A 21,876-nucleotide genomic window follows, 5' to 3' on the forward strand; every position below is an offset into this window, starting at 1 on the left:
CCCGTTCCTCGATGACCTTTGGGCCGCGTCGGACTGCGTTGGCGGCCTTACCAGGCGAGACTGCTCATTATGGATGTATTCTTTCTGCAACAGCTGATCAACGGCCTGACCCTCGGTGCGGTGTATGGCCTGATCGCCATCGGCTACACCATGGTTTACGGCATCATCGGCATGATCAACTTCGCTCACGGCGAGGTGTACATGATCTCCGCCTACCTGTGCGCCATCGGTTTGGCGCTGCTGTCGTTCTTCGGGCTGCACTCGTTCCCGTTGCTGATCCTCGGCACGCTTGTGTTCACCATCGTCATCACCGGGGTGTACGGCTGGGTGATCGAGCGCATCGCCTACAAGCCGCTGCGCAATTCCACCCGCCTGGCGCCGCTGATCTCCGCCATCGGCATGTCGTTAATCCTGCAAAACTACGCGCAGATAAGCCAGGGGCCGCGCCAGCAGGGCATCCCGACGCTGCTGAGCGGCGTATTCCGCCTGGAGTTCGACGGCGGCGTGCTGCAGATCACCTACACCAAGGTGTTCATTCTGGTGGCGTCACTGCTCGGCATGGCGATCCTCACCTACATCATTCAGCGTACCCGGCTAGGGCGCATCTGCCGCGCCACCCAGCAGGATCGCAAAATGGCCTCGATTCTCGGCATCAATACCGATCGGGTGATCTCGCTGGTGTTTGTGATCGGTGCTGCCATGGCCGGGCTGGCCGGGGTGCTGATCACCATGAACTACGGCACCTTCGATTTTTACGTCGGCTTTATCATCGGCATCAAGGCCTTCACCGCCGCGGTGCTGGGCGGCATCGGCTCGCTGCCGGGCGCGATGCTGGGCGGGCTGCTGCTCGGGGTGGCGGAGGCGCAGTTCGCCGGCATGGTGAACTCGGATTACAAGGACGTGTTCTCCTTCGGGTTGCTGGTGGCGATCCTGATCTTCCGTCCGCAGGGGCTGCTCGGCCGGCCGCTGATCGCCAAGGTTTAAGGAGAACGCCATGTCGCAATCCGTGATCAACGGCGGGCTGGACGTTAAACGCAGCCTGCTGGACGCCGTCTTGGCCGGGCTGATCGCCCTGATCGTGTTCGGGCCGATCGTCGGCATCGTGCTGAACGGCTACAGCTTCAACTTCGAACCGCACCGGCTGGTGTGGATTATCGTCGCGGTGATGGTCGGGCGGCTGCTGCTGAGCCTGTTCCTGCAAACCGCGCCGGGGCGCAGAGTGCTGGCGCGCTTCGACGGCGGCAACGACGGCGTCTACGTACGGCCGCTGGGCGATAAATCCAACCTGCGCTGGTTCCTGCCGCTGATGGCGGCGATCGCGCTGCTGTTCCCGTTCGTCGCCACCAAATACCTGCTGACGGTGGCGATCCTCGGCCTGATCTACGTGCTGCTCGGGCTGGGGCTGAATATCGTGGTCGGATTGGCGGGGCTGCTCGATCTGGGGTACGTGGCGTTTTACGCCATCGGCGCCTACGGGCTGGCGTTGGGCTACCAGTATCTCGGGCTGGGGTTTTGGGCGATGCTGCCGCTGGGGGCGCTGATGGCGGCGTTGGCGGGCGCGCTGCTGGGTTTCCCGGTGCTGCGCATGCACGGCGACTACCTGGCGATTGTTACGCTCGGGTTCGGCGAGATCATCCGGCTGGTGCTGAACAACTGGATGTCGCTCACCGGCGGGCCGAACGGCATTTCGGTGCCGGCGCCGACGGTGTTCGGCCTGGAATTCGGCCGGCGCGCCAAAGACGGCGGCGTGCCGATCCACGAGTTTCTCGGCATCGATTACAACCCGAATCTCAAGTTCATTTTCATCTACGCGGTGCTGTTTTTGGTGGTGCTGCTGGTGCTGTTCATCAAGCACCGGCTGACGCGCATGCCGATCGGCCGCGCCTGGGAGGCGCTGCGCGAAGATGAGATCGCCTGCCGCTCTCTCGGGCTGAACCACGTGCTGGTGAAGCTGTCGGCGTTTATGCTGGGCGCCTCCACCGCCGGGCTGGCGGGGGTGTTTTTCGCCACCTATCAGGGCTTTGTCAACCCGACCTCGTTCACCTTCTTCGAGTCGGCGCTGATCCTGGCGATCGTGGTATTGGGCGGCATGGGGTCTACCCTTGGCGTGGTGCTGGCGGCCTTCGTGCTGACGGTGGCGCCGGAGCTGCTGCGCAGCTTTGCCGAATACCGGGTGCTGTTGTTCGGCGTGCTGATGGTGGCGATGATGATCTGGCGGCCGCGCGGGCTGGTGCGCATCAGCCGCGCCAGCTTTGCGGAACGCAAGGGGGTGGCGCCATGAGCGACGCCATTTTGCGGGTGGAACACCTGATGATGCGCTTTGGCGGCATCAAGGCGCTGAACGACGTCAATCTGGAGGTGGAGCGCGGCTCCATCACCGCCCTGATCGGCCCCAACGGCGCCGGCAAGACCACGGTGTTCAACTGCCTGACCGGTTTTTACCGCGCCACCGGCGGCGCGATCCTGCTCAATACCCACAAGCGGCCAACCGATGTGATCCAGGTGCTGGGGCAGAAGTTTCGCGCCGGTGATTGGATACGCCCGAAGCGGCTCGGTTCGCGCCTCTATTACAAGATGTTCGGCGGCACCCACCTGGTCAACCGCGCCGGGCTGGCGCGTACCTTCCAGAATATCCGCCTGTTCCGCGAAATGTCGGTGGTGGAGAACCTGCTGGTGGCGCAGCACATGCAGAGCAACCGCAACCTGATCGCCGGGGTGCTGAATACGCCGGGCTACCGCCGGGCGGAAAGCGCCGCGCTCGATCACGCCTTCTACTGGCTGGAGGTGGTAGATCTGGTGGACTGCGCCAACCGGCTGGCGGGGGAGATGTCCTACGGCCAGCAGCGGCGGCTGGAGATCGCGCGCGCCATGTGCACCGCGCCGGAGATGATCTGCCTCGACGAGCCTGCCGCCGGGCTGAACCCGGTGGAGACGGCCACGCTGAGCCGCATTATCCGCTTCCTGCGCCAGCATCACGGCATCACGGTGCTGCTGATCGAGCATGATATGGGCATGGTGATGGAGATCTCCGATCGGGTGATCGTGCTCGATCACGGCGACGTGATCGCCCGCGGCACGCCGCAGGAGATCCAGCACAACGAGGCGGTGATCGCCGCCTACCTGGGCGCGGACGAAGAGGAGCTGGCGGGATGAGAGAGGCGATGCTGGAATTTCGCGAAGTGGACGTGTTTTACGGGCCGATCCAGGCGCTGCGCAAGGTGTCGCTGCAGGTTAACGCCGGGGAGACGGTGGCGCTGATCGGCGCCAACGGCGCGGGCAAATCCACGCTGTTGATGTCGATCTTCGGCCAGCCGCGCATCGCCGGCGGGCAGATCCTGTTTGGCGGCGAGGACATCAGCCGCCGCTCCACGCACTTTGTTGCCAGCAGCGGCATCGCGCAGGCGCCGGAAGGGCGGCGCATCTTTCCGGACATGAGCGTAGAGGAGAACCTGCTGATGGGCACCATCACCGTCGGCAATCGCTACCTGGAGGAGGATTTGCCGCGCATGTTCGAGCTGTTTCCGCGCCTGAAAGAGCGGCGCAACCAGCGGGCGATGACCATGTCCGGCGGTGAGCAGCAGATGTTGGCGATCGCCCGCGCGCTGATGAGCCGGCCGAAGCTACTGCTGTTGGACGAGCCGAGCCTGGGGCTGGCGCCGATCGTGGTGCGGCAGATCTTCGGCGTGCTGCGCGAGCTGACCCGCAGCGGCATGACGCTGTTTCTGGTGGAGCAGAACGCCAACCACGCGCTGAAGTTGTCCGATCGCGGTTATGTGATGGTCAACGGCCAGATCCGCCTCACCGGCAGCGGCCAGGAGCTGTTGAACGATCCGGAGGTGAGAAAGGCCTATCTGGGCGGCGGCTGAGCGCCGCCCCACGGGCAGGGATGCCCGCGTTCATCCCTCGATGGCGCTTCGTTCTTGATCATCGTAGCGCGAGCGGGCCGCTCTGAAGGAGCCGGCGGAGGCGATAATCCACGACCAGAGCGGCAGCATGTTGAGCAGCATCTCTTCCCCCGCGTCGGTGATGGTGTAAACCACGCGGGGCAGTTTTTCCTGATAATCGCAGCGCGATATCAACCCGTCCCGCTCGAGATGGCGCAGCGTCCGCGTCAGCATTCTCTGCGTCACGCCCGCTAATTGGCGGCCTATCTCGCCGTGGCGCAGCGGCCCGTGGGTACCCAGGAGATGCAATACCCCCAGCGACCAACGGTTGCCCGCATGCGCGAGGATCTCACGCTTTAACCCTTCATCGTCGTTGCTCAATGCTTCACAGAACGCCTGTGAAAATTGCAGCAGCGCTTCCCGATCGTTCGTCATATTCCTCTCCGGTATCACGCGTGTACCTAATTGAACCCGTTTTTGTCAGCTGTCAGGATGACGCAGTGTCAAGACAGGAGGCAAGCATGAAATCCACAAATCCATCCATCAATACCGTGCTCATACTCGGCGCCGGCGAACTGGGGCTGCCGGTACTGCGAGCGATGAGCCGGCAGGCTCGGTTACACCATGCTTTAAAAATCAGCGTACTGCTCCGGCCGGAGGCCGCCCGCGCCGTGAGCGGCCCGCATCGTGCGCGGCGGGATGCGCTGGCGCGGCTCGGTATCGCCGTGGTGGAAGGCGATCTGCAGCAAAACGGCGTGGAGGCGCTGAGTGCGCTATTCCGTTCCTTCGACGCGGTGATCAACTGCAGCGGCTTTGTCGGCGGGGCGGGCACGCAGATAAAGATCACCCAGGCCGTCTTGCAAGCGGGCGTGGCGCGCTACTTCCCGTGGCAGTTCGGCGTGGACTACGATGTTGTCGGCAAAGGCAGCGGGCAACAGGTGTGGGATGAACAGCTCGAGGTGCGTCACCTGTTGCGTGCGCAGAAGACGACGGAGTGGGTGATTGTTTCCACGGGCATTTTCACCAGCTACCTGTTTGACTCGGGCTTTGGCGTGGTGGACGCGGCAACCAAAACGGTGCGCGCGCTGGGCGACTGGCGCTACGCGGTGACGCTGACCACTCCCGCGGACATTGGCCGGCTGACGGCCGCGATTTTTTTCCATCGGCCCGCGTTTCGCAACCAGGTAGTCTATATCGCCGGGGACACGCTGACCTACCGCGAGCTTGCCGATGTCATGCAGGCGCACTGGGGCGTTGAGGTCAACAGAGTCTTGTTGGACAAAGAGCGGCTGCAGGAGGAGGTGCGGAACCATCCGCGCGACGTCGGCGCCAAATACCGGCTGGCTTTCGCCCGCCCCGACGGCGTGGCCTGGGATAAGGCGAAAACCTTCAATGCGCGCCAGGGCATAGCCACCACCACCGCCGAGCAGTGGCTGGCGCAGCAATGGCCGATCTCTCAGGACGGTTAGTCGCCTGAGCGCCGGAATCAGAACTGGCGCTGCATCCAGCGCACGTTCAGCCGCACCAGGGCGATGATGGCGCTGGAGAGCAGCCGCAGCCCGCCGGGCATGTCGCGGCGGCGGATGTCCAGCAGCAGCACGGTGCGCACCTGCGGGCTGTCGTTCCACACCTCGTGTTCGAAGGTATCGTCCCACAGCATGAACTCCCCTTCGTGCAGCCGGTATTCGCGGCCGTCCACTTTCAGCACCGCCGCGGGTACGCCGTCGGCGCGTTTGGGCATGTCCAGCACCAGATAGCCGCGCAGAATGCCGCGAAACGGCCCGCGGTGGGGCGGCACCTGCTTGCTGGGCGCGAGGAAGGAGAGCGAGGCGGACAGTACGTCCGGCGACGAAGCGATCAGCGCCGCCAGCGTCGGGCAACGCGCCAGGTTGCGGTCAATCGGCTGGCCGTAGGCCTTCATGATGAACATGCGCCAGTCGCGCGCGTCGTTGGCGGAGATCGATTCCTGCTGGATCATGATCTCGTGAAAACGGGGAATATTGTGCAGATCGTGGGCGACGGTCAGCGCCTCTTCGCGGATCTGCCGCCATTGAGCGGTGAAACGTTCGGCGTCGGGGAACAGCGCGGCGCTGTCGAGCACTGGTTTGCCCTGAATGCGGCGATCGTAAACATTGCGCAATGCGAGCACGGACCAATCATAAATCGCAGACATAATGACCTCGCCTCAGAAAACGCCAAAGGGACACTGCGCGCGGTTCTTCGGCGCGGCGCGTCCTGTGTGGCGGCCGGAGGGGAAGAGCGGCAGGAAAAATTGGTACGCTTCAAGAGATTAGCACAGCATTTGTGCAACCGTGTGTCTGCGAATGTGTCGAAATGCGGCGAAAAAAACCACACAATTAAAGTGTGACGCGTATCGCATTTAGCGGGCCGGTTGGTTAAAATATCGCTACTTGCCCGCACCTGTCCGGATTTTGTTTACCATGGAACACGCTCCCGTTTCGCGCTCAACCGCCTGGTTGCGCGTGGTTATCCTCGCCGTCTCGGCCTTTATCTTCAACACCACCGAATTTATCCCGGTCGGCCTGCTGAGCGATATCGCCGCCAGCTTCTCGATGCAAACCGAACAGGTCGGCCTGATCATTACCATTTATGCCTGGATCGTCGCCGCCGCCTCGTTGGCGTGCATGCTGCTGACCAGCAAAATCGAGCGCCGCAAGCTGCTGATCGGCGTGTTCATGCTGTTTATCGCCAGCCACGTGCTGACCGCCGTGGCCTGGGACTTCACCACGCTGGTTATCTCGCGCGCCGGCGTGGCGCTGGCGCACTCGGTGTTCTGGTCGATCACCGCCTCGCTGGCGATCCGCGTGGCGCCGCCGGGCAAGAAAGCCCAGGCGCTGAGCCTGCTGGCGGGGGGCACCGCGCTGGCGATGGTGCTCGGCCTGCCGCTCGGGCGGGTGGTGGGGCAGTTGCTCGGTTGGCGCATGACCTTTATCGGCATCGCGGTGTGCGCCACCCTGGCGCTGGTGCTGCTGTGGCGCCTGCTGCCGGTACTGAAAAGCGAGCATTCCGGCTCGCTGGCCAGCGTGCCGCTGCTGTTCAAACGCCCGGCGCTGGTGGCGCTGTACATGCTGACTATCATCGTGGTGACGGCGCACTTCACCGCCTACAGCTACATCGAGCCGTTTATCCAGACCGTGGCCGGGCTGTCGGAGAACTTCACCACGCTGATGCTGCTGCTGTTCGGCGCCGCCGGCATCGTCGGCAGCCTGCTGTTCAGCCGCTACAGCGAGCAGTTTCCTTCCGGCTTCTTTATCGGCGCCATCGTGCTGTTGGCCTTGAGCCTGCTGCTGCTGTTGCCGGCCGCCGGCAGCGAAAGCCACCTGACGGTGCTGTGCATCTTCTGGGGCATGGCGATCATGGCCATCGGCCTGTCGATGCAGGCCAAAGTGCTGAGCCTGGCGCCGGACGCCACCGACGTGGCGATGGCGATCTTCTCTGGCCTGTACAACTTCGGCATCGGCAGCGGCGCGCTGCTGGGCAACCAGGTGAGCCTGCATCTGGGCATGGGCAACATCGGCTTCGTCGCCGCGCCGCTGGCGCTGATCGCTCTCGGCTGGTGCCTGCTGAGCGTCTATCGCAGCGAACGGCTGCAGCAGCACCACAGTCGTTAATCCACCGATTCGGGATGCCGCTGCGGCATTCCGCGCTGCATTTTCCTGCTATAAAACAGGCTGCTGCAGCGTTTTATGCTTAACTTTTTTTCATAGTCTGCTAATTAAAAATTTAACTCCGACGCCGCTTCGCTAGCATAGAAAGTCATCAAAAATGTTAATGCGAGGTTAACGGTGAGTGAATCTGTAGCGGCGTCGCCGATCCATGCGCGGGATTTGGCGACCAGAATCGACGCCTTGCCCGCGTCGGCCGGCCTGTGGCGCTTTATCATTCTGCTGTCGCTGGGCGGTTTTTTCGAACTTTACGATCTGTTCCAGACCGGCTATATCAGCACCGGCCTTATCGCCGACGGCATTTTCCACACCGGCGCGCAGGGTGTCTTCGGCGTATCGGATCAGGCGGCCTTTGCCTCCGCCACCTTTCTCGGCCTGTTCGTCGGCGCCAGCCTGCTGAGCCCGTACGCCGATCGCTTCGGCCGGCGTGCCACCTTTATGTTCGCCCTGATCTGGTATGGCGCTTTCTCGCTGCTGCTGGCGTTTCAACAGCAGGCGGAATGGGTGATCTTTCTGCGTTTTTTGGTGGGCGTTGGGCTCGGTATCGAGCTGGTGACCATCGACACTTACCTGACGGAATGGGTCCCCGCGCACCTGCGTACCCGGGCTTTCGCCTTCGCGTTCTTCGTGCAGTTTCTGTCGGTGCCGGCGGTGGCGCTGATGTCCTGGTGGCTGGTGCCGCAGACGATTTGGGGCCTGAGCGGCTGGCGCTACGTGGTGATCGCCGGCGCGCTGGCTTCGCTGGTGATCTGGCTGGTGCGCAAGGGGCTGCCGGAGTCGCCGCGTTGGCTGGTGCAGCAGCGGCGCTATGCGCAGGCCCGGCAGGTGATGCGGGACATGGAACGGCGCTGCGGCGTGGCGGCCACGGATTTTCCGTCGCGCCCGGTGGACGATGCCGAGGGGGCGCCGCTGCGCGGCCGCTTTCGCGACATCTGGGCGCCGCAGTATCGCGATCGCACGCTGATGCTGGTGGTGATGAACTTCTTTCAGGCCATCGGTTTCTTCGGCTTCGGCAACTGGCTACCGGCGCTGCTGTCGGGCAAGGGCGCTTCGGTCACCCACAGCCTGCTGTACGCTTTCTTCATCACGCTGGCTTACCCGCTGGGCTCGCTGCTGTGCAGCTTCTACGCCGACAAGATGGAGAACAAGTGGCAGATCGTGTTGTCCTGCCTGGTGACGGTGATCTTCGGCTCGCTGTTCGCACTGCAGAACAACCCGCTGTGGCTGATCCTGTGCGGTTTCTTCATCACCTGGTCCAACGCCTGGCTGACCTACAGCTACCACTCTTACCAGTCCGAGATTTTCCCGACCCATATCCGCGCCCGCGCCGTCGGCTTCTGCTACTCCTTCAGCCGGCTGTCGACGGTGTTCAGCAGCATCATCATCGGCATTATCTTGCAGTACGGCGGTTCGCTGGGGGTGATCGCGTTTATCGTCGCCAGCATGCTGATCGTGATGCTGGTGATCGGGCTGTTCGGCCCAAAAACGCGCGGTATCGATCTGGAAAACATCTGACGTTTTGCGCCGGCGGCGACGCCGGCTTCTTCAGCAAAAAAACTCGCGATCATGCGAAAATTATTCCGTTATCACTGCTTTTACGCCTGCCGTACTGTTAACCCGTACAAAATCCAATTCGATACCGAGCGGGGAACACGTCATGAGCACCCTTACCGCGCCCGATGGCGCACGCATTTTCTATAAGGATTGGGGCCGCGGCCAGCCGATCTTGTTTTCTCACGGTTGGCCGCTGTCCGCTGACGCCTGGGACAACCAGCTGCTGTTTTTCGGCCAGAGCGGATTCCGCGTGATCGCCCACGATCGCCGCGGCCACGGCCGTTCCGATCAAACCTGGCACGGCAACGACATCAATCAATACGCTGACGATCTGGCCCTGTTGATCGAAACGCTGGATCTGCGCGATCTGATCCTGGTCGGCCATTCCACCGGCGGCGGCGAAGTGGCGCGCTACATCGGCCGTCACGGCAGCGATCGGGTGGCGAAGGTGGTGCTGGTCGGCGCCGTACCGCCGCTGATGCTGCAAACGCCGGTCAACCCAGAGGGTACGCCGATGGCGGCCTTCGACGGCATTCGCAGCGGCGTGGCGGGCAACCGCTCGCAGTTCTTCAAAGATTTGGCGGTGCCGTTCTATGGCCTCCACTGCGACGAGGTGGAGAGCAATGCGGGGCTGATCGACCACTTCTGGCTGATGAGCATGCAGGGCGGCGTGAAAGGGCAGTACGAGTGTGTGCGCGCGTTCTCCGAAGTGGATTATACCGCCGATCTGCTGGCGATCGACAAGCCGACGCTGCTGGTGCACGGCGATGCCGATCAGATCGTGCCGATCGGTGCCTCGGCGCTGAAAGCCGCTAAGCTTATGCAACAGGCGGAGCTGAATGTTTACGCCGGCGGTTCTCACGGTTTGGCGCAGGTCGATCCCGATCGCTTCAACGCCGATCTGCTGGCCTTCATCCAGAATTCGCCGTTTTAAGGGGGCGCGATGAACCTGACTGCTATCGCCGCCCGCTGCGTACAGCGGCTGCATGCGCCCGCGGTGCGCTGGCTGCTGCTGCTCGCGATTTGTACCGCCTATATTCAGGGCGGATTGGTCAAGGCGTTGAACGTTGAGGGCGCCATCGCCGAAATGACCCACTTCGGCCTGCAGCCGGCGGCGCTGTTCGCCGTGCTGGTGACGCTGCTGGAACTGGCGGCGTCGGCGCTGATCCTGAGCGGCTTTTATCGCTGGCTCGGCGCGTTGGCGCTGGCCGGTTTTACCCTGATGGCGACGTTGATGGCCAATCCGTTCTGGCAGTTCGACGGGGCGGAGCGCGGCCAGATGATGAACGGATTTTTTGAACACCTCGGGCTGGCCGGCGCGCTGTTGCTGGTGGCATTTAACGATTTGAAGGAGCGAACGGATGGCTGAACAGACGGAAAACAAGGCGGCGGCGGGCGGCTTCGCGCCGCTGAAAATCCCATTATTTGCGGTGCTGTGGGGCGCCACGGTGCTCGGCAACGTCGGCAGCTTTATGCGTGACGTCGCCAGCTCGTGGCTGATCACCGACCTGTCGAGCAACCCTTCGGCGGTGGCGCTGATGCAGACCGCCGCTACGCTGCCGGTGTTCCTGCTGGCGATCCCGGCCGGGGTATTGTCGGACATCCTCGATCGGCGGCGCTTTCTGATCTTCGTGCAAATTCTGCTGGCCTGCGTCAGCGGCAGCCTGTTGCTGCTGTCGCAGACCGGCGCGCTGACGGTGGAATACCTGCTGGCGCTGACCTTCGTCGGCGGCATCGGCGCGGCGCTGATGGGGCCGACCTGGCAGGCGATCGTGCCGGAGCTGGTACCGCGCACCGAGCTGAAAAACGCCGTGGCGCTGAACTCGCTGGGCATCAACATCGCCCGTTCCATCGGCCCGGCGGCCGGCGGTCTGCTGTTGGCCAGCTTCGGTGCCGGCGCGGCCTACGGCGCGGACGTGATGAGCTATGTGCTGGTGATCGCGGCGCTGCTGTGGTGGAAGCGGCCGAAGGCCGAGGACAGCGGGCTGTCGGAGCATTTCTTCGGTGCCTTCCGCGCCGGCCTGCGTTATGCCCGCTCCAGCCGCGAGCTGCACGTGGTGCTGCTGCGGGCGGCGGTGTTCTTCGCCTTCTCCAGCTCGGTTTGGGCGCTGTTGCCGCTGGTGGCGCGCCGCATGCTGGGCGGCAGCGCCGGTTTCTACGGCGTTCTGCTGGGGGCGGTAGGCGCCGGGGCGATCCTTGGGGCTATTGTGCTGCCGCGTCTGCGCCAGCGGCTGAATGCCGACGGGCTGGTGTTGCTGGCGGCGGTGCTCACCGCCGTGGTGATGGCGGCCCTGTCGCTGGCGCCGCCGCAGTGGCTGGCGGTGGTGCTGCTGCTGGTGCTGGGCGCCGGCTGGATTATCGCGCTGACCACGCTTAACGGCGCGGCGCAGGGCGTGCTGCCCAACTGGGTGCGTGGCCGTGGTCTGGCCATTTACCTGATGGTGTTCAACGGCGCGATGGCGGCGGGCAGCCTGTTGTGGGGGCTGGTGGCGCAGGAGCTGGGCGTGGCCGCTACGCTGCTGGTCGGCGGCGTCGGCCTGTTGGCGGCGGGGCTGCTGTTCCACCGCCTGCGTCTGCCGACCGGCGAGGCCGATCTGCAGCCGTCGAACCATTGGCCGGAGCCGTTGGTTAACACGCCGGTTGAAAACGATCGCGGCCCGGTGATGATCCAGGTGGAGTACCGCATCCGCGAACAGGATCGGCCGCAGTTCTTGCGCACGCTGCTGATGCTGGAACGGGCGCGCCGCCGCGATGGCGCTTACGCCTGGGGCATCACCGAGCACACCGGCGATCCGGAATGCATCATGGAGTGGTTCCTGGTGGAGTCCTGGGCGGAGCACCTGCGGCAGCACCAGCGGGTGTCGCACGCCGACGCCGACCTGCAGCAGGAGGCGCTGCGCTTCCACATTGGCCCTGAGAAACCGGTGGTGCATCACTTCCTGTCGCTCGACCGGCGTCAGGTGAAGCATTAACTGCACGGCCAGGCGGCGAGAAGGTGCTATGCTTTTGGTCGGTTCGGCGGCGCGGCCGCCGTAAGACGAATGTAGTCAGCACAGGGAGACACATTGATGACGGCACCTTCTGCTTTTGCCCGCGAGCTTGGGCTGCGCTATCCGATCGTTCAGGGGCCGATGAACGGCGCGTCGCCGCCGGCGTTGGCGGTGGCGGTGAGCAACGCCGGGGCGCTGGGATCGTGCGCGGCGGCGCTGTTTTCACCGGCGGTGATCCTCGAACGGGTGCAGCAGATCCGCGCGCAGACCGCCGCGCCGTTCAACATCAATCTGTTTCTGCTCGATGAGCAGCACCCGGATCTCGCCGAGCTCAAGCGCGCCCAGCACCTGCTGCGGCCGTTCCGCGAAGCGCTGGGGCTGAGTGAGCCGCCCATGCCGATCCAATTCGCCGAAAACAACCGCGACCAGATCGCGGCCCTGTTGGAGGCGGCGCCGCCGGTGGTCAGCTTCACCTTCGGCGTGCTGCCGCGCGCCACGGTCACGCAGTTCAAGAAGGCCGGCTCGCGGGTGATCGGCACCGCCACCACGGTGGCGGAAGCCCGCGCCTGGGAAGAGGCGGGCGCCGACTTCGTGTGCGTCTCGGGCGCGGAGGCGGGCGGCCACCGCCCGACCTTCCTCGGCGACATTGAGCAATCCTGCGTCGGCCTGATGGCCCTGCTGCCGCAGGTGGTGGCGGCGGTGAAGATCCCGGCGATCGCCGCAGGCGGCATCATGAACGGGCGCGGCATCGCAGCGGCGCAATTGCTGGGCGCGCAGGCGGCGCAGCTGGGCACCGCGTTCCTGTGCAGCCCGGAGTCGGGCATCGCCGAAGCCTGGCGGGCGGCGCTGCGCAACGCCGGCGATGACAGCACGCGCCTGACGCGCGCCTTCAGCGGCCGCCCGGCGCGCGGCATCGTCAATGATTTCATGCGGCAGATGCGCGCGGAAGAGGCGCAGATCCTGCCTTATCCGGTGCAGAACGCGCTCACCGGCGATATCCGCCAGGCGGCGGCCAAGGCCGGGCGCGGGGAGTTTATGTCGCTGTGGGCCGGGCAGGGCGTGGGCCTGGCGCGACCGATGCCGGCGGCGGAGCTGGTCGCCACCCTGGCGGCGGAGCTGGAAGCGGTGTGAGCTCGTCTGCGCGATTTATTGCTGTGGCAATGTAAAAAGACGCCGGGGTGAGGCCTGAGAAGAGATGAACAGTCCGGCGTGAAGGCCGGACTGCGGGTTTGCCTTGGCTAGACGAGAATATCGGCGGAAGCGTCGACATGCCCAACGATTTTGACAAGGAAATCAGGTAATTGATTGCCGGAGAGATTGATGGCCAGATCGGTGACATTCTGCTGCGCGTCATAATTCAGTGCCGCTTCATACAACGAGCCGCTTAAACTATCCACGAAGTGCAGCTCGCTCCCGTCGGCCTTAGCCGTCTGGTTGAGCCACGACAGATCGATTTTATCCACCGCCGTCTGGAAATCGCGGATCCAATCCGGCGCGGCGGCTTGGCTGTCGCCGGCTTCGCGGAAGACGAAGGTGTCCGCGCCTGCATTGCCCCAGAGCTGATCGGCGCCGCCGGCACCGTAAATGATGTCGTTGCCTGCACCGCCTTTTAGCGTATTGCTCAGCGCGTTGCCCACTAAAATGTCTGCGCCGCTGCCGCCGATGATATTTTCAATCTGCGCGCCGTAGGCGATGGCGATATTTGCCTTCAAGCCGCCCACATCAGAGAATGCGCCTTCGTTAATGTTGATGCGCTGATCCTGGCTGTAGCCTGAAAAATCCAGCGTGTCATTGCCGCCGGCATCCCAGATAGCCGCCACGATTTTGTCCGTGGACGCCTTAACGCTCAGAAAGTCTCTGTCCGTATTCGAGTTGAAACCATAGGTGGTATCGCCGGTGCGCGTGGTGGTATTCGCGCCGTAAAGCTTCTGTATGGCGGTAATATCATCCAGCTGCGGCCCTGATGGCCAAACGCCTTTATAGTCAGCGCTGGTGTATTGTTCGTTAAAATAGCTCATCAAAGAATATTGATGGTCGTCTTCATAATACTTCGCCGAGTTGGCGTAGGTGGGGTAGGTGGCATTTGACGCATCATAATTGCCGGGATGAGAAAGCCCCAACGCATGCCCTATTTCATGAGTCAGCGTATCCCTGGCGTAGTTATTGGTTTGCGGATTGGAGGCGTCGTAGCCGTTATTGCCGCTGATCCAAATGGTGCTTTTGAGATTGCTCTGCGTACTTTCATACGAGGTGTAATTGCCCCCGCTGGCCGCCTTATAAAAACCAAACTTGATATCTGCATTTTTCGCGTCGTTGCCTTTAACCTCGGTGAACGTGATGTTGGCCACATCCGACCAGGATTGCAATGAAAGCTTGGTTTGGGCTTGCTGGGCGGCGGTAAGCTGCGCGGCGCCCGTCTTGTCGCTGTCGGTATAGACGGGGAAAGAGTAGGTCAAGGTAGCCGCATGGTCGGTCACGCCTTTGCCATTGGCGGAATAATGGCTCCTCAGCAGCAGATCTGAAACCTCTTGCGTGGTATATGACGGTTTACTGCTCCCCGCATGATCGCCTCTTTCATAACGGGTTAAATAATCGGAAATCTTATCGGTCGCTAATGACATATCAAACTCCTTTGGACGTTGACAATATTGCACCTAACGCTCTATATGCTCGTACACAGGTTTGAAAATCAGGGGTAATTAATGTGATATCATTGGTTTGCCTCCTTGGTCTGGCTTGAATATTGCGTTCAAGCGGAATATATCCTTATCATTAATCACGGTGAGGAATTAATTGTGCACTGTGATTGAGTTAAAGCAGTATAAACACAATTATTTCATTAATGAGTTATTCTTATATGAATCTTTTACATAAGATATGCGTAAAAGGCGTGCTTAAATAACCAGGTGGAATTAAATTTTTATTTAATATTACACTGTAATTGGCTAGCGGAGTTTACGTGATTGATTTATCTTTTTGCTTTTATTTAGCTTTTATCTGTGAATGGCGGCGAGTAGCCGCCATTGCCGCAATGCATATGGGCGGCTACTCGCCGGCGCTCGGCATTAATTGAGTACGGGATTATTAAGGGCGTCCGCGTACACCGATTAACTTACCTGATACTTAAAAACTGTAGGTGCCCTGCGCCAGCACGAAGTTCATGTTTTTCAGCCCGGCATGTTGCTGCAGGCTGTTGCTGACGTCGAAGTAGACGTAGGCCACCTTGAACTGAAGATCGCTGCGCGGTGTCCAGGTCGTTTCAACCTGATACTGGTTGCCGATAAAGCGCGAGCCCTGCGCGCTGCCCTTCACCGGGCGCATTGGCCCGAGGTAGAAGGCATCCTCGCGGCGTTGCCGCCACAACGCGTCCCAGCTGAAGTCGATGGCCAGGGTTTGCCACGGCATAATCGTGACCGAAGGATGGATGGCGATCAGGTTAGCCGGCGCCACCAGCCCGTTCTCGGTCAGGTAGGGCAGCTTGGGGTACATGGCGTTAAAGGTGTTGAGCTGCCCATCGTGACCGTTTTTATCGCCGCTGGCGATGCCAATCTTGCCGCCGAAGCGCGGTTGCCAGCGCCAGTCGTTGACCGTATAGCCGGCGTGCGCCGACGCCGACCAGGCGCGGATGTCACGCTGTTCTGCGCTGCCGAACTGCCAGGCGGCTTCATTATCCCAGTCGAACCCCTGTGCCGCGCCGAAAATGCGCGCGCCGACGGTATAGCGCCGCTCTTGCCCGCTGAGCTGCGCGTAGTGGACGTCGTTATCCTCAAAGCCGAAGGTGTAGAGATCGAGCGAGGAGGCCAGCGCGGCCAGCGGCGTGGTGCCGTACAGCCCCCAGACCTTTTGGCTGTTGTCAGTATCGTCGTCGAAACTGCCGGTTTTGAGGGTGACGGGATGGCCGATAAAGGCGTCGAGGCGGTTTTTATCCTTGGCCCAGCTGGCGCGGATAGCATCGAAGGAACGGCGCACGTTGGGGCCGTCGCGGGTGCCCAGCAGGTGCAGCGAGCCCAGCGCAATCTCCTGGCGGCCGATCCGCAGGGTGCCGAGGCCGTAGGCGGTGGGCAGTTTTAAGTCCACATAGCCCTGGCCGAGGTAGGCATGATCTTCGTCAGTCGGCTTGCGCCCGCGGTCGCGCGGGGTGGCCAGCGACGATCCCACCTGCACATAGGCGCCGAAATAGTCGCCGTAGTCGAGGCGCGCGCCAACCAGCAAGCGCTGCATGAAAGTGTCGTCGCGTCCGCCGTTCAGATCCCGCTGATCCGTCCATTCATAGCGCTCGCGCAGTGAACCGTCGAAAGACAACGTGGCCGCATCGCCCAACGGGATGTTTTTCCAGGGGGAAGCGGCGGGCTCCGCCGCCAGCGCGGGGAGCGTGGAGAACAGCAACAGTGCGGGTAGCGTGCGTTTCATCATGAATATCCGAAGAAAAAAGCGCGCCGCAGCGCGCCTTGGGTTTATTTAGCCGTCTGGTGAATTTCGGCGATATAGCCGCCGGGGAAACGCACCAGCGCCGAGGCGCGGCGTTCCGCCGCCGTCGAATGCCACAGCACCTGCGCGCCGCTGGCCGTCGCTTTGGCCAGCGTGGCCGACAGATCGTCGACGCCATAGCCGGTGCGCTCATGGCCGAACGGATAAGGCAGATGCCCGTCGGTGACGAAAATGCGCGTTTTGCCGAAGCGGGAGTCCAGTTCGATCTGGCGGATCTTGCCGTTGCCGTTACGGCCGATCGCCGTGTCGCTGACCTGTTCGTCGCTCACGACCTTGCCGTGTGAGAACGCCTGGTAGCTTTTCAGGAAATCGTCGACGCGGTAGGCGGAGAGATACAGGCGGTTTTCCGGCACGCTCAGCAGCGGCTTGTAGTCAGGCGCCTTGGTGTGCCAATAGAGCTGCATGTTGACGCCGCCGGGCCACTGGATCACCGCGTCGCGGCCGATAGGATCGTCGAAAGGCGCAACCTGCACATCGGCGCCGGCGGCCCTGGCCTGCCGGATGGCGGCGTCCATATCCCTGACCAGAAAACCGTTGCGCTCGGTGCCGAACGGGTGCGGGATCGGCGTTTTGAAATCGAACACCGAGAAGCTGCCGGCCGGCGTCAGTATCAGCTGGGAGTAGGTTTCGCTCGGCGTGGGCGTGACGTTGACCAGCACGCGTTCGGTGCTGGTGCCGCCGAAGGTTTTCAGGATGCTGTCGACAAAGGCATCCATCTTACCGCGTTCGACGTAGACATGGGTGGTGTCATATTGCGGCCCCACGGCGAGAGACGCCGTATCGGCCGCCCATGACATCGCCGGGAGCAGCAGCGCAAGGGCCGATATCCTCAGCCGACGAGAAGAAATGCCGATAATATGTTGCATGTTGACCTCCAGGTAGCGGTTATTGTCCTGAGTGAAGCGTAATTTCCTATGAGCTTTCCCGTCGGCTGAAAAATAAAAACGAAAAACGCAATGCGCGTCGTGAAACATTAAATAAGGGCGAGGATCTGGCGCCTAAAACGAATATCGCGCAGGTGCAAAATATCTCTTTTTATGGGCGTGGAACGGTGGGGCGCCTTTGCCGGCTCAGCCCGCTATCGCTAAGGAATGGCGGTGGTCATGAGGCCCGCTTCGCCGCGTGTTGAGGTGAATCGAGGATAATCCATAATGGTGTTCTCCTAGATGGGATATATCGCATGAGCCAGCTGAGTTTACGGTCTTCATTGCCGTCTAAATATAAATACAGCATTAAAAGAATTGCCGCCCATCAAATTTTTATATGACTTGTTGAGTAAATACGAATAAGCGGGGAAAGAGAATATCGCGGCGCCTGACAGGGCTGACGTGGAGCGGAGGTGGTGCTGATCTCAGGGGAAAAAACGGCCTGCCAAAGCAGGCCGTTGGGGGGACGTTACGCCAGATCGAAACGATCGAGGTTCATCACTTTGTTCCAGGCGGCGACGAAGTCGTGGGCGAACTTCTCCTGCGCGTCGGCGCTGCCGTAGACTTCGGCCAGCGCGCGCAGCTGCGCGTGCGAACCGAACACCAGATCGACGCGAGTGCCGGTCCACTTGACCGCGCCGCTGCGGCGATCGCGGCCTTCGAACAGGCCGTCTTCACCGATCGGGTGCCAGGTGGTGCCCATGTCGAGCAGGTTGACGAAGAAGTCGTTGGTCAGCGCCTGCGGCCGCTGGGTGAACACGCCGTGCTGCGTGCCGCCAACGTTGGCGCCGAGCACGCGCAGCCCGCCGACCAGCACCGTCATTTCCGGCGCGGTCAGGGTCAGCAGCTGCGCCTTGTCGACCAGCAGCGTTTCGGCCGGCACGCGGTATTTGCCCTTCAGGAAGTTGCGGAATCCGTCGGCGAGCGGCTCCATCGCCTCGAAGGAGTCCACGTCGGTCTGTTCCTGCGAGGCGTCCATGCGGCCCGGGGCGAACGGCACCGTCAGGGCGAAACCGGCGTTCTTCGCCGCCTGTTCCACGCCCGCCGCGCCGGCCAGCACGATCAGATCCGCCAGCGAGACGCGCTTGCCGCCGGTCTGGGCATCGTTGAAGGCGCGTTGGATGCTCTCCAGCTTGGCCAGCGTCGCGGCGAGCTGCGCAGGTTGGTTGACCGCCCAGTCCTTTTGCGGCGCCAGGCGAATGCGCGCGCCGTTGGCGCCGCCGCGTTTGTCGGAACCGCGGAAGCTGGAAGCCGAAGCCCAGGCGGTGGAGACCAGTGCGGACACCGGCAGGCCGGAAGCCAGCACGGCGTTTTTCAGCGCGGCGATGTCCTGCTCGTCGATCAGCGGATGATCGACCGCTGGGATCGGATCCTGCCAAATCAGCTCTTCCTGCGGCACTTCCGGGCCGAGGTAGCGCGCGCGCGGCCCCATATCGCGGTGGGTCAGCTTGAACCAGGCGCGGGCGAAGGCGTCGGCCAACTCTTCCGGATGCTCATAGAAACGGCGCGAAATCTTCTCGTAGGCCGGATCGAAGCGCAGCGACAGGTCGGTGGTCAGCATGGTCGGGCGGCGTTTCTTGTTGGGATCGAAGGCGTCGGGAATGGTTTCACCGATGTCTTTCGCTACCCACTGATGCGCCCCGGCCGGGCTTTGGCTCAGCTCCCATTCGTATTCGAACAGGTGGCGGAAGAAGTCGTGGTTCCACTGGGTCGGGGTGGTGGTCCAGGTGACTTCCAGGCCGCTGGTGATGGCGTCTTTGCCAACGCCGGTGCCGAAGGTGCTGTGCCAGCCGAGGCCCTGCGACTCCAGCCCGGCGGCCTCCGGATCGGCGCCGACGTTAGACGCCGGGCCGGCGCCGTGGGTCTTGCCGAAGGTGTGGCCGCCGGCGATCAGCGCCACGGTTTCTTCGTCGTTCATCGCCATGCGGGCGAAGGTTTCACGGATGTCGCGTGCGGCGGCCACCGGATCGGGATTGCCGTCCGGGCCTTCCGGGTTGACGTAGATCAGGCCCATCTGCACTGCCGCCAGCGGGTCCTCCAGATCGCGGTCGCCCGAGTAACGGCTGTTTGGCCCGCCGCTCAGCTCCAGCCAGATCTTCTCAGAACCCCAGTAGACGTCGTCCGGCTCCCAGGTGTCGGCGCGGCCGCCGGCATAGCCGAAGGTTTTGAAGCCCATCGATTCCAGCGCCACGTTGCCGGTCAAGATAATCAGGTCTGCCCAGGAGAGGTTGCGGCCGTATTTCTGTTTGATTGGCCACAGCAGGCGACGCGCCTTGTCGAGGCTGACGTTGTCCGGCCAGCTGTTGAGCGGGGCGAAGCGCTGCTGGCCTTCGCCCGCGCCGCCGCGGCCGTCGCCGATGCGGTAGGTGCCGGCGCTGTGCCAGGCCATGCGGATGAACAGGCCGCCGTAGTGGCCGAAGTCTGCCGGCCACCATTCCTGCGAGTCGGTCATCAGGGCGTGCAGATCCTGTTTGACCGCCGCCAGATCGAGACTGTTGAAGGCATCGGCGTAGTTGAAGTCTTTATCCATCGGATCGGACAGGGGGGAATGTTGGTGCAGCGGTTTCAGGCTGAGCTGATTAGGCCACCAATCCTGATTGGTGGGGCCGTTCTGCGGTGCGGGCTGCTTGCCGCCCGAAAACGGGCATTTGCTTTCAGTTGTCATAATGCGCTCTCTGCTTCCATAAAGGTGCTCCAGCCGCCGGGCGTGGAGCGGTTAACAAGGCATGCGGGTAAGGCTTGCGTCGGGTGTTGCGCTAAATAACTGAACTCAATGGATTCGCATCGCCCCGGCCGCTAATGGGCAAAAGGCGACTCATGGCTAAGCTTAGTCAGCGGTGGCGGAGAGATAAAATAGGAATGAGTGAATATTGTGATAGCTTGCGGCGATTTATGAGTGTGCTATTGATAGTCAACACGCCGCGTTATCGGCGCCGCAACATGAACGCGAGTACCGCGTCCGCCAGCTTGCCGAACGGCGCGCGCAGCAGGTCGGTAAAGCGCCAGCGGCTCTGGATGAAAACGCCTTTGGCGTGGCTCAGCGCCCGAAATCCTTCGATGCCGTGACAGGCCCCCATGCCGCTGGGGCCGATGCCGCCGAACGGCAGGTCGTCCTGGGCGAAGTGCAGCAGGGTGGCGTTGATGCTGACGTTGCCGGAGGCGGTGCGCGCCAGCAGCCGGTCCCGATCCTCGCCCGGCGGGCCGAAGTAGTAGAGCGCTAGCGGGCGCGGCCCGGCGTTGATAACGTCGATCGTTTCATCAAAGGCGGTGTAGGTGCGCACCGGCAGCAGCGGCCCGAAGATCTCTTCTTTCATGATCGCGCTGTCATCGGGGGCGCCGACGATAAGCGTAGGGGCCAGGGTTTTCGGCCGTTCAGACGCCGAGTCCGGGCGATGGCCCACCGGAAGGATTTGCGCGCCCCGCGCCTGGGCATCGGCGAGCAGATCGTGCAAGCGGTGGTAGTGCCTGTCGTTGATGATGGCGCCGTAGTCGTCGCCGGTTGGCCCGTCGGGATAAAAGGTTTTGACCGCCGCGTCATAGAGCGCCATGAAGCTTGCCAGATCGTCCTGATGAACCAGCAGGTAATCGGGCGCGATACAGGTTTGGCCCGCGTTTGACAGCTTGCCGAACGCCACGCTCTTGACGTTTCTGGCGTTAACCGCGCCGCGCGCCATGACGGCGGGGCTTTTGCCGCCCAGTTCAAGCGTTAACGGCACCAGATGTTTGCCGGCCGCCTGCATGACCTGACGGCCGATCGCCGTGCTGCCGGTGAACACCAGATGGTCGAACGCCAGCTCGCTGAATTTGGCCCCGACGTCCGGCCCGCCGGTCACGACGGCGACCTCATCGACAGGAAACAGCGCCGCCAGCATCGTTTCGATGAGGCGGCTGGTATGTGGCGTGAGCTCCGAAGGTTTCAGCATCACGCGGTTGCCGGCGGCCAGCGCGGTGGCCAGCGGGATGAAGGTCAACGAGAAGGGATAGTTCCACGGCGCCATGATGCCAATCACGCCCTTGGGCTGATATTGCACATAGGCGCGTGCGGCCTGATACGGCAGGGCGACGTGGCGGCGCTCCGGCTTCATGAAGCGTTTCAGGTTGCGCAGCAGGTAATCGATCGCCTGAACGGTAACCAGAATCTCCAGAATGTCGGTTTCGTAAGGCGAACGGTGGCCGAAGTCCGCGCTGACGGCCGCCGCCAGCGCGGCGCGCTGGGCCAGAATGGCGCTTCGCAAGCGGCGCAGGGCGGCCTTGCGCTGTTGCATCGTCGGCGCGCCGTCGCGCAGGAAGGCGTGGCGCTGGGCGGCAAGCCGCGGCTCCATCGTCATGAGGATGTCATCTCCCTGCA

18 protein-coding genes are annotated in these 21,876 nt (G+C 62.6%); 11 read left to right on the forward strand and 7 right to left on the reverse strand.

Going from position 1 to position 21,876, the window contains the following annotated elements:
- The first annotated feature begins 69 nt into the window (after positions 1 to 69).
- Genes ACJ8HA_RS01740 through ACJ8HA_RS01755 form a run of 4 tightly spaced genes read left to right on the forward strand, consistent with a single transcriptional unit; the run spans position 70 to position 3,866 of the window.
- Positions 70 to 984 (forward strand): ABC transporter permease subunit, encoded by a 915-nt coding sequence (locus tag ACJ8HA_RS01740; protein ID WP_147824010.1) that lies wholly within the window; start codon positions 70 to 72, stop codon positions 982 to 984.
- A 10-nt stretch (positions 985 to 994) separates the two neighbouring features.
- Positions 995 to 2,281, forward strand: coding sequence for a high-affinity branched-chain amino acid ABC transporter permease LivM (gene livM / locus ACJ8HA_RS01745; protein ID WP_025303491.1), 1,287 nt, complete (start codon positions 995 to 997; stop codon positions 2,279 to 2,281).
- Entirely contained in the window at positions 2,278 to 3,153 is an 876-nt protein-coding gene (locus tag ACJ8HA_RS01750; RefSeq protein WP_025303490.1) for an ABC transporter ATP-binding protein, read from the forward strand. The genes livM and ACJ8HA_RS01750 overlap by 4 nt, the downstream gene beginning before the upstream one ends.
- Positions 3,150 to 3,866 carry an ABC transporter ATP-binding protein gene (locus tag ACJ8HA_RS01755; protein WP_197813442.1) on the forward strand — a complete coding sequence of 239 codons (717 nt, stop codon included), beginning with the start codon at positions 3,150 to 3,152 and terminating at the stop codon, positions 3,864 to 3,866. The genes ACJ8HA_RS01750 and ACJ8HA_RS01755 overlap by 4 nt, the downstream gene beginning before the upstream one ends.
- A 30-nt stretch (positions 3,867 to 3,896) precedes the next feature.
- Here ACJ8HA_RS01755 and ACJ8HA_RS01760 read toward each other — a convergent pair whose 3' ends face one another.
- Positions 3,897 to 4,319 (reverse strand): winged helix-turn-helix transcriptional regulator, encoded by a 423-nt coding sequence (locus tag ACJ8HA_RS01760; RefSeq protein WP_049295988.1) that lies wholly within the window; start codon positions 4,317 to 4,319, stop codon positions 3,897 to 3,899.
- An 86-nt stretch (positions 4,320 to 4,405) separates the two neighbouring features.
- On the opposite strand from ACJ8HA_RS01760, the gene ACJ8HA_RS01765 reads away from it, so the two are divergent.
- Positions 4,406 to 5,353 (forward strand): aromatic alcohol reductase, encoded by a 948-nt coding sequence (locus ACJ8HA_RS01765; RefSeq protein ID WP_197813443.1) that lies wholly within the window; start codon positions 4,406 to 4,408, stop codon positions 5,351 to 5,353.
- Positions 5,354 to 5,370: 17 nt separating this feature from the next.
- Here ACJ8HA_RS01765 and ACJ8HA_RS01770 read toward each other — a convergent pair whose 3' ends face one another.
- Complete coding sequence (locus tag ACJ8HA_RS01770) at positions 5,371 to 6,057, reverse strand: aspartyl/asparaginyl beta-hydroxylase domain-containing protein (RefSeq protein WP_197813444.1); 687 nt, start codon at positions 6,055 to 6,057, stop codon at positions 5,371 to 5,373.
- Between the two features lie 268 nt (positions 6,058 to 6,325).
- Here ACJ8HA_RS01770 and ACJ8HA_RS01775 point away from each other — a divergent pair, with 268 nt between their 5' ends.
- The 6 genes from ACJ8HA_RS01775 to ACJ8HA_RS01800 all read left to right on the forward strand — a co-directional run bounded on the left by ACJ8HA_RS01775 (position 6,326) and on the right by ACJ8HA_RS01800 (position 13,245).
- Complete coding sequence (locus tag ACJ8HA_RS01775) at positions 6,326 to 7,516, forward strand: sugar transporter (RefSeq protein WP_197813445.1); 1,191 nt, start codon at positions 6,326 to 6,328, stop codon at positions 7,514 to 7,516.
- 174 nt (positions 7,517 to 7,690) lie between these two features.
- Positions 7,691 to 9,085 (forward strand): MFS transporter, encoded by a 1,395-nt coding sequence (locus ACJ8HA_RS01780; protein WP_197813446.1) that lies wholly within the window; start codon positions 7,691 to 7,693, stop codon positions 9,083 to 9,085.
- Positions 9,086 to 9,227: 142 nt separating this feature from the next.
- Positions 9,228 to 10,058: an alpha/beta fold hydrolase gene (locus tag ACJ8HA_RS01785; protein WP_043143107.1), complete on the forward strand. Its 831-nt coding sequence runs from the start codon at positions 9,228 to 9,230 to the stop codon at positions 10,056 to 10,058.
- 9 nt (positions 10,059 to 10,067) lie between these two features.
- Positions 10,068 to 10,493, forward strand: coding sequence for a DoxX family protein (locus ACJ8HA_RS01790; protein ID WP_043143109.1), 426 nt, complete (start codon positions 10,068 to 10,070; stop codon positions 10,491 to 10,493).
- Positions 10,486 to 12,096, forward strand: a complete 1,611-nt coding sequence (locus ACJ8HA_RS01795; RefSeq protein ID WP_049203315.1) for an MFS transporter — start codon at positions 10,486 to 10,488, stop codon at positions 12,094 to 12,096. Before ACJ8HA_RS01790 ends, ACJ8HA_RS01795 begins: the two co-directional genes overlap by 8 nt.
- Positions 12,097 to 12,192: 96 nt before the next feature.
- Positions 12,193 to 13,245 carry an NAD(P)H-dependent flavin oxidoreductase gene (locus tag ACJ8HA_RS01800; protein WP_049209250.1) on the forward strand — a complete coding sequence of 351 codons (1,053 nt, stop codon included), beginning with the start codon at positions 12,193 to 12,195 and terminating at the stop codon, positions 13,243 to 13,245.
- Between the two features lie 107 nt (positions 13,246 to 13,352).
- Here ACJ8HA_RS01800 and ACJ8HA_RS01805 read toward each other — a convergent pair whose 3' ends face one another.
- The 5 genes from ACJ8HA_RS01805 to ACJ8HA_RS01825 all read right to left on the reverse strand — a co-directional run bounded on the left by ACJ8HA_RS01805 (position 13,353) and on the right by ACJ8HA_RS01825 (position 21,856).
- The gene (locus ACJ8HA_RS01805; RefSeq protein ID WP_049209249.1) at positions 13,353 to 14,735 is read right to left on the reverse strand and encodes a serralysin family metalloprotease; all 1,383 of its coding nucleotides are present in this window, start codon (positions 14,733 to 14,735) and stop codon (positions 13,353 to 13,355) included.
- A gap of 502 nt (positions 14,736 to 15,237) precedes the next feature.
- Positions 15,238 to 16,527, reverse strand: coding sequence for an alginate export family protein (locus tag ACJ8HA_RS01810; protein WP_089181108.1), 1,290 nt, complete (start codon positions 16,525 to 16,527; stop codon positions 15,238 to 15,240).
- Positions 16,528 to 16,568: 41 nt separating this feature from the next.
- The gene (locus ACJ8HA_RS01815; RefSeq protein WP_421117542.1) at positions 16,569 to 17,468 is read right to left on the reverse strand and encodes a glyoxalase; all 900 of its coding nucleotides are present in this window, start codon (positions 17,466 to 17,468) and stop codon (positions 16,569 to 16,571) included.
- Positions 17,469 to 17,997: 529 nt separating this feature from the next.
- Positions 17,998 to 20,193, reverse strand: coding sequence for a catalase/peroxidase HPI (katG, locus tag ACJ8HA_RS01820; protein ID WP_141998491.1), 2,196 nt, complete (start codon positions 20,191 to 20,193; stop codon positions 17,998 to 18,000).
- A gap of 259 nt (positions 20,194 to 20,452) precedes the next feature.
- Positions 20,453 to 21,856 carry a coniferyl aldehyde dehydrogenase gene (locus ACJ8HA_RS01825; RefSeq protein ID WP_239532896.1) on the reverse strand — a complete coding sequence of 468 codons (1,404 nt, stop codon included), beginning with the start codon at positions 21,854 to 21,856 and terminating at the stop codon, positions 20,453 to 20,455.
- Positions 21,857 to 21,876: the final 20 nt, after the last annotated feature.

This window comes from Serratia sp. CY33802 (genome assembly GCF_052169095.1).
In the GTDB taxonomy this organism is placed as follows: Bacteria; Pseudomonadota; Gammaproteobacteria; order Enterobacterales; family Enterobacteriaceae; genus Serratia; species Serratia bockelmannii.

Coding starts and splice junctions, on each gene's coding strand:
- ACJ8HA_RS01815 (WP_421117542.1), bottom strand. CDS start 17,468: ATGCAACATATTATCGGCATTTCTTCTCGTCGGCTGAGGATATCGGCC.
- ACJ8HA_RS01800 (WP_049209250.1), top strand. CDS start 12,193: ATGACGGCACCTTCTGCTTTTGCCCGCGAGCTTGGGCTGCGCTATCCG.
- ACJ8HA_RS01790 (WP_043143109.1), top strand. CDS start 10,068: ATGAACCTGACTGCTATCGCCGCCCGCTGCGTACAGCGGCTGCATGCG.
- ACJ8HA_RS01770 (WP_197813444.1), bottom strand. CDS start 6,057: ATGTCTGCGATTTATGATTGGTCCGTGCTCGCATTGCGCAATGTTTAC.
- ACJ8HA_RS01825 (WP_239532896.1), bottom strand. CDS start 21,856: ATGACGATGGAGCCGCGGCTTGCCGCCCAGCGCCACGCCTTCCTGCGC.
- ACJ8HA_RS01755 (WP_197813442.1), top strand. CDS start 3,150: ATGAGAGAGGCGATGCTGGAATTTCGCGAAGTGGACGTGTTTTACGGG.
- ACJ8HA_RS01795 (WP_049203315.1), top strand. CDS start 10,486: ATGGCTGAACAGACGGAAAACAAGGCGGCGGCGGGCGGCTTCGCGCCG.
- ACJ8HA_RS01775 (WP_197813445.1), top strand. CDS start 6,326: ATGGAACACGCTCCCGTTTCGCGCTCAACCGCCTGGTTGCGCGTGGTT.
- ACJ8HA_RS01805 (WP_049209249.1), bottom strand. CDS start 14,735: ATGTCATTAGCGACCGATAAGATTTCCGATTATTTAACCCGTTATGAA.
- livM (WP_025303491.1), top strand. CDS start 995: ATGTCGCAATCCGTGATCAACGGCGGGCTGGACGTTAAACGCAGCCTG.
- katG (WP_141998491.1), bottom strand. CDS start 20,193: ATGACAACTGAAAGCAAATGCCCGTTTTCGGGCGGCAAGCAGCCCGCA.
- ACJ8HA_RS01740 (WP_147824010.1), top strand. CDS start 70: ATGGATGTATTCTTTCTGCAACAGCTGATCAACGGCCTGACCCTCGGT.
- ACJ8HA_RS01785 (WP_043143107.1), top strand. CDS start 9,228: ATGAGCACCCTTACCGCGCCCGATGGCGCACGCATTTTCTATAAGGAT.
- ACJ8HA_RS01810 (WP_089181108.1), bottom strand. CDS start 16,527: ATGATGAAACGCACGCTACCCGCACTGTTGCTGTTCTCCACGCTCCCC.
- ACJ8HA_RS01765 (WP_197813443.1), top strand. CDS start 4,406: ATGAAATCCACAAATCCATCCATCAATACCGTGCTCATACTCGGCGCC.
- ACJ8HA_RS01750 (WP_025303490.1), top strand. CDS start 2,278: ATGAGCGACGCCATTTTGCGGGTGGAACACCTGATGATGCGCTTTGGC.
- ACJ8HA_RS01760 (WP_049295988.1), bottom strand. CDS start 4,319: ATGACGAACGATCGGGAAGCGCTGCTGCAATTTTCACAGGCGTTCTGT.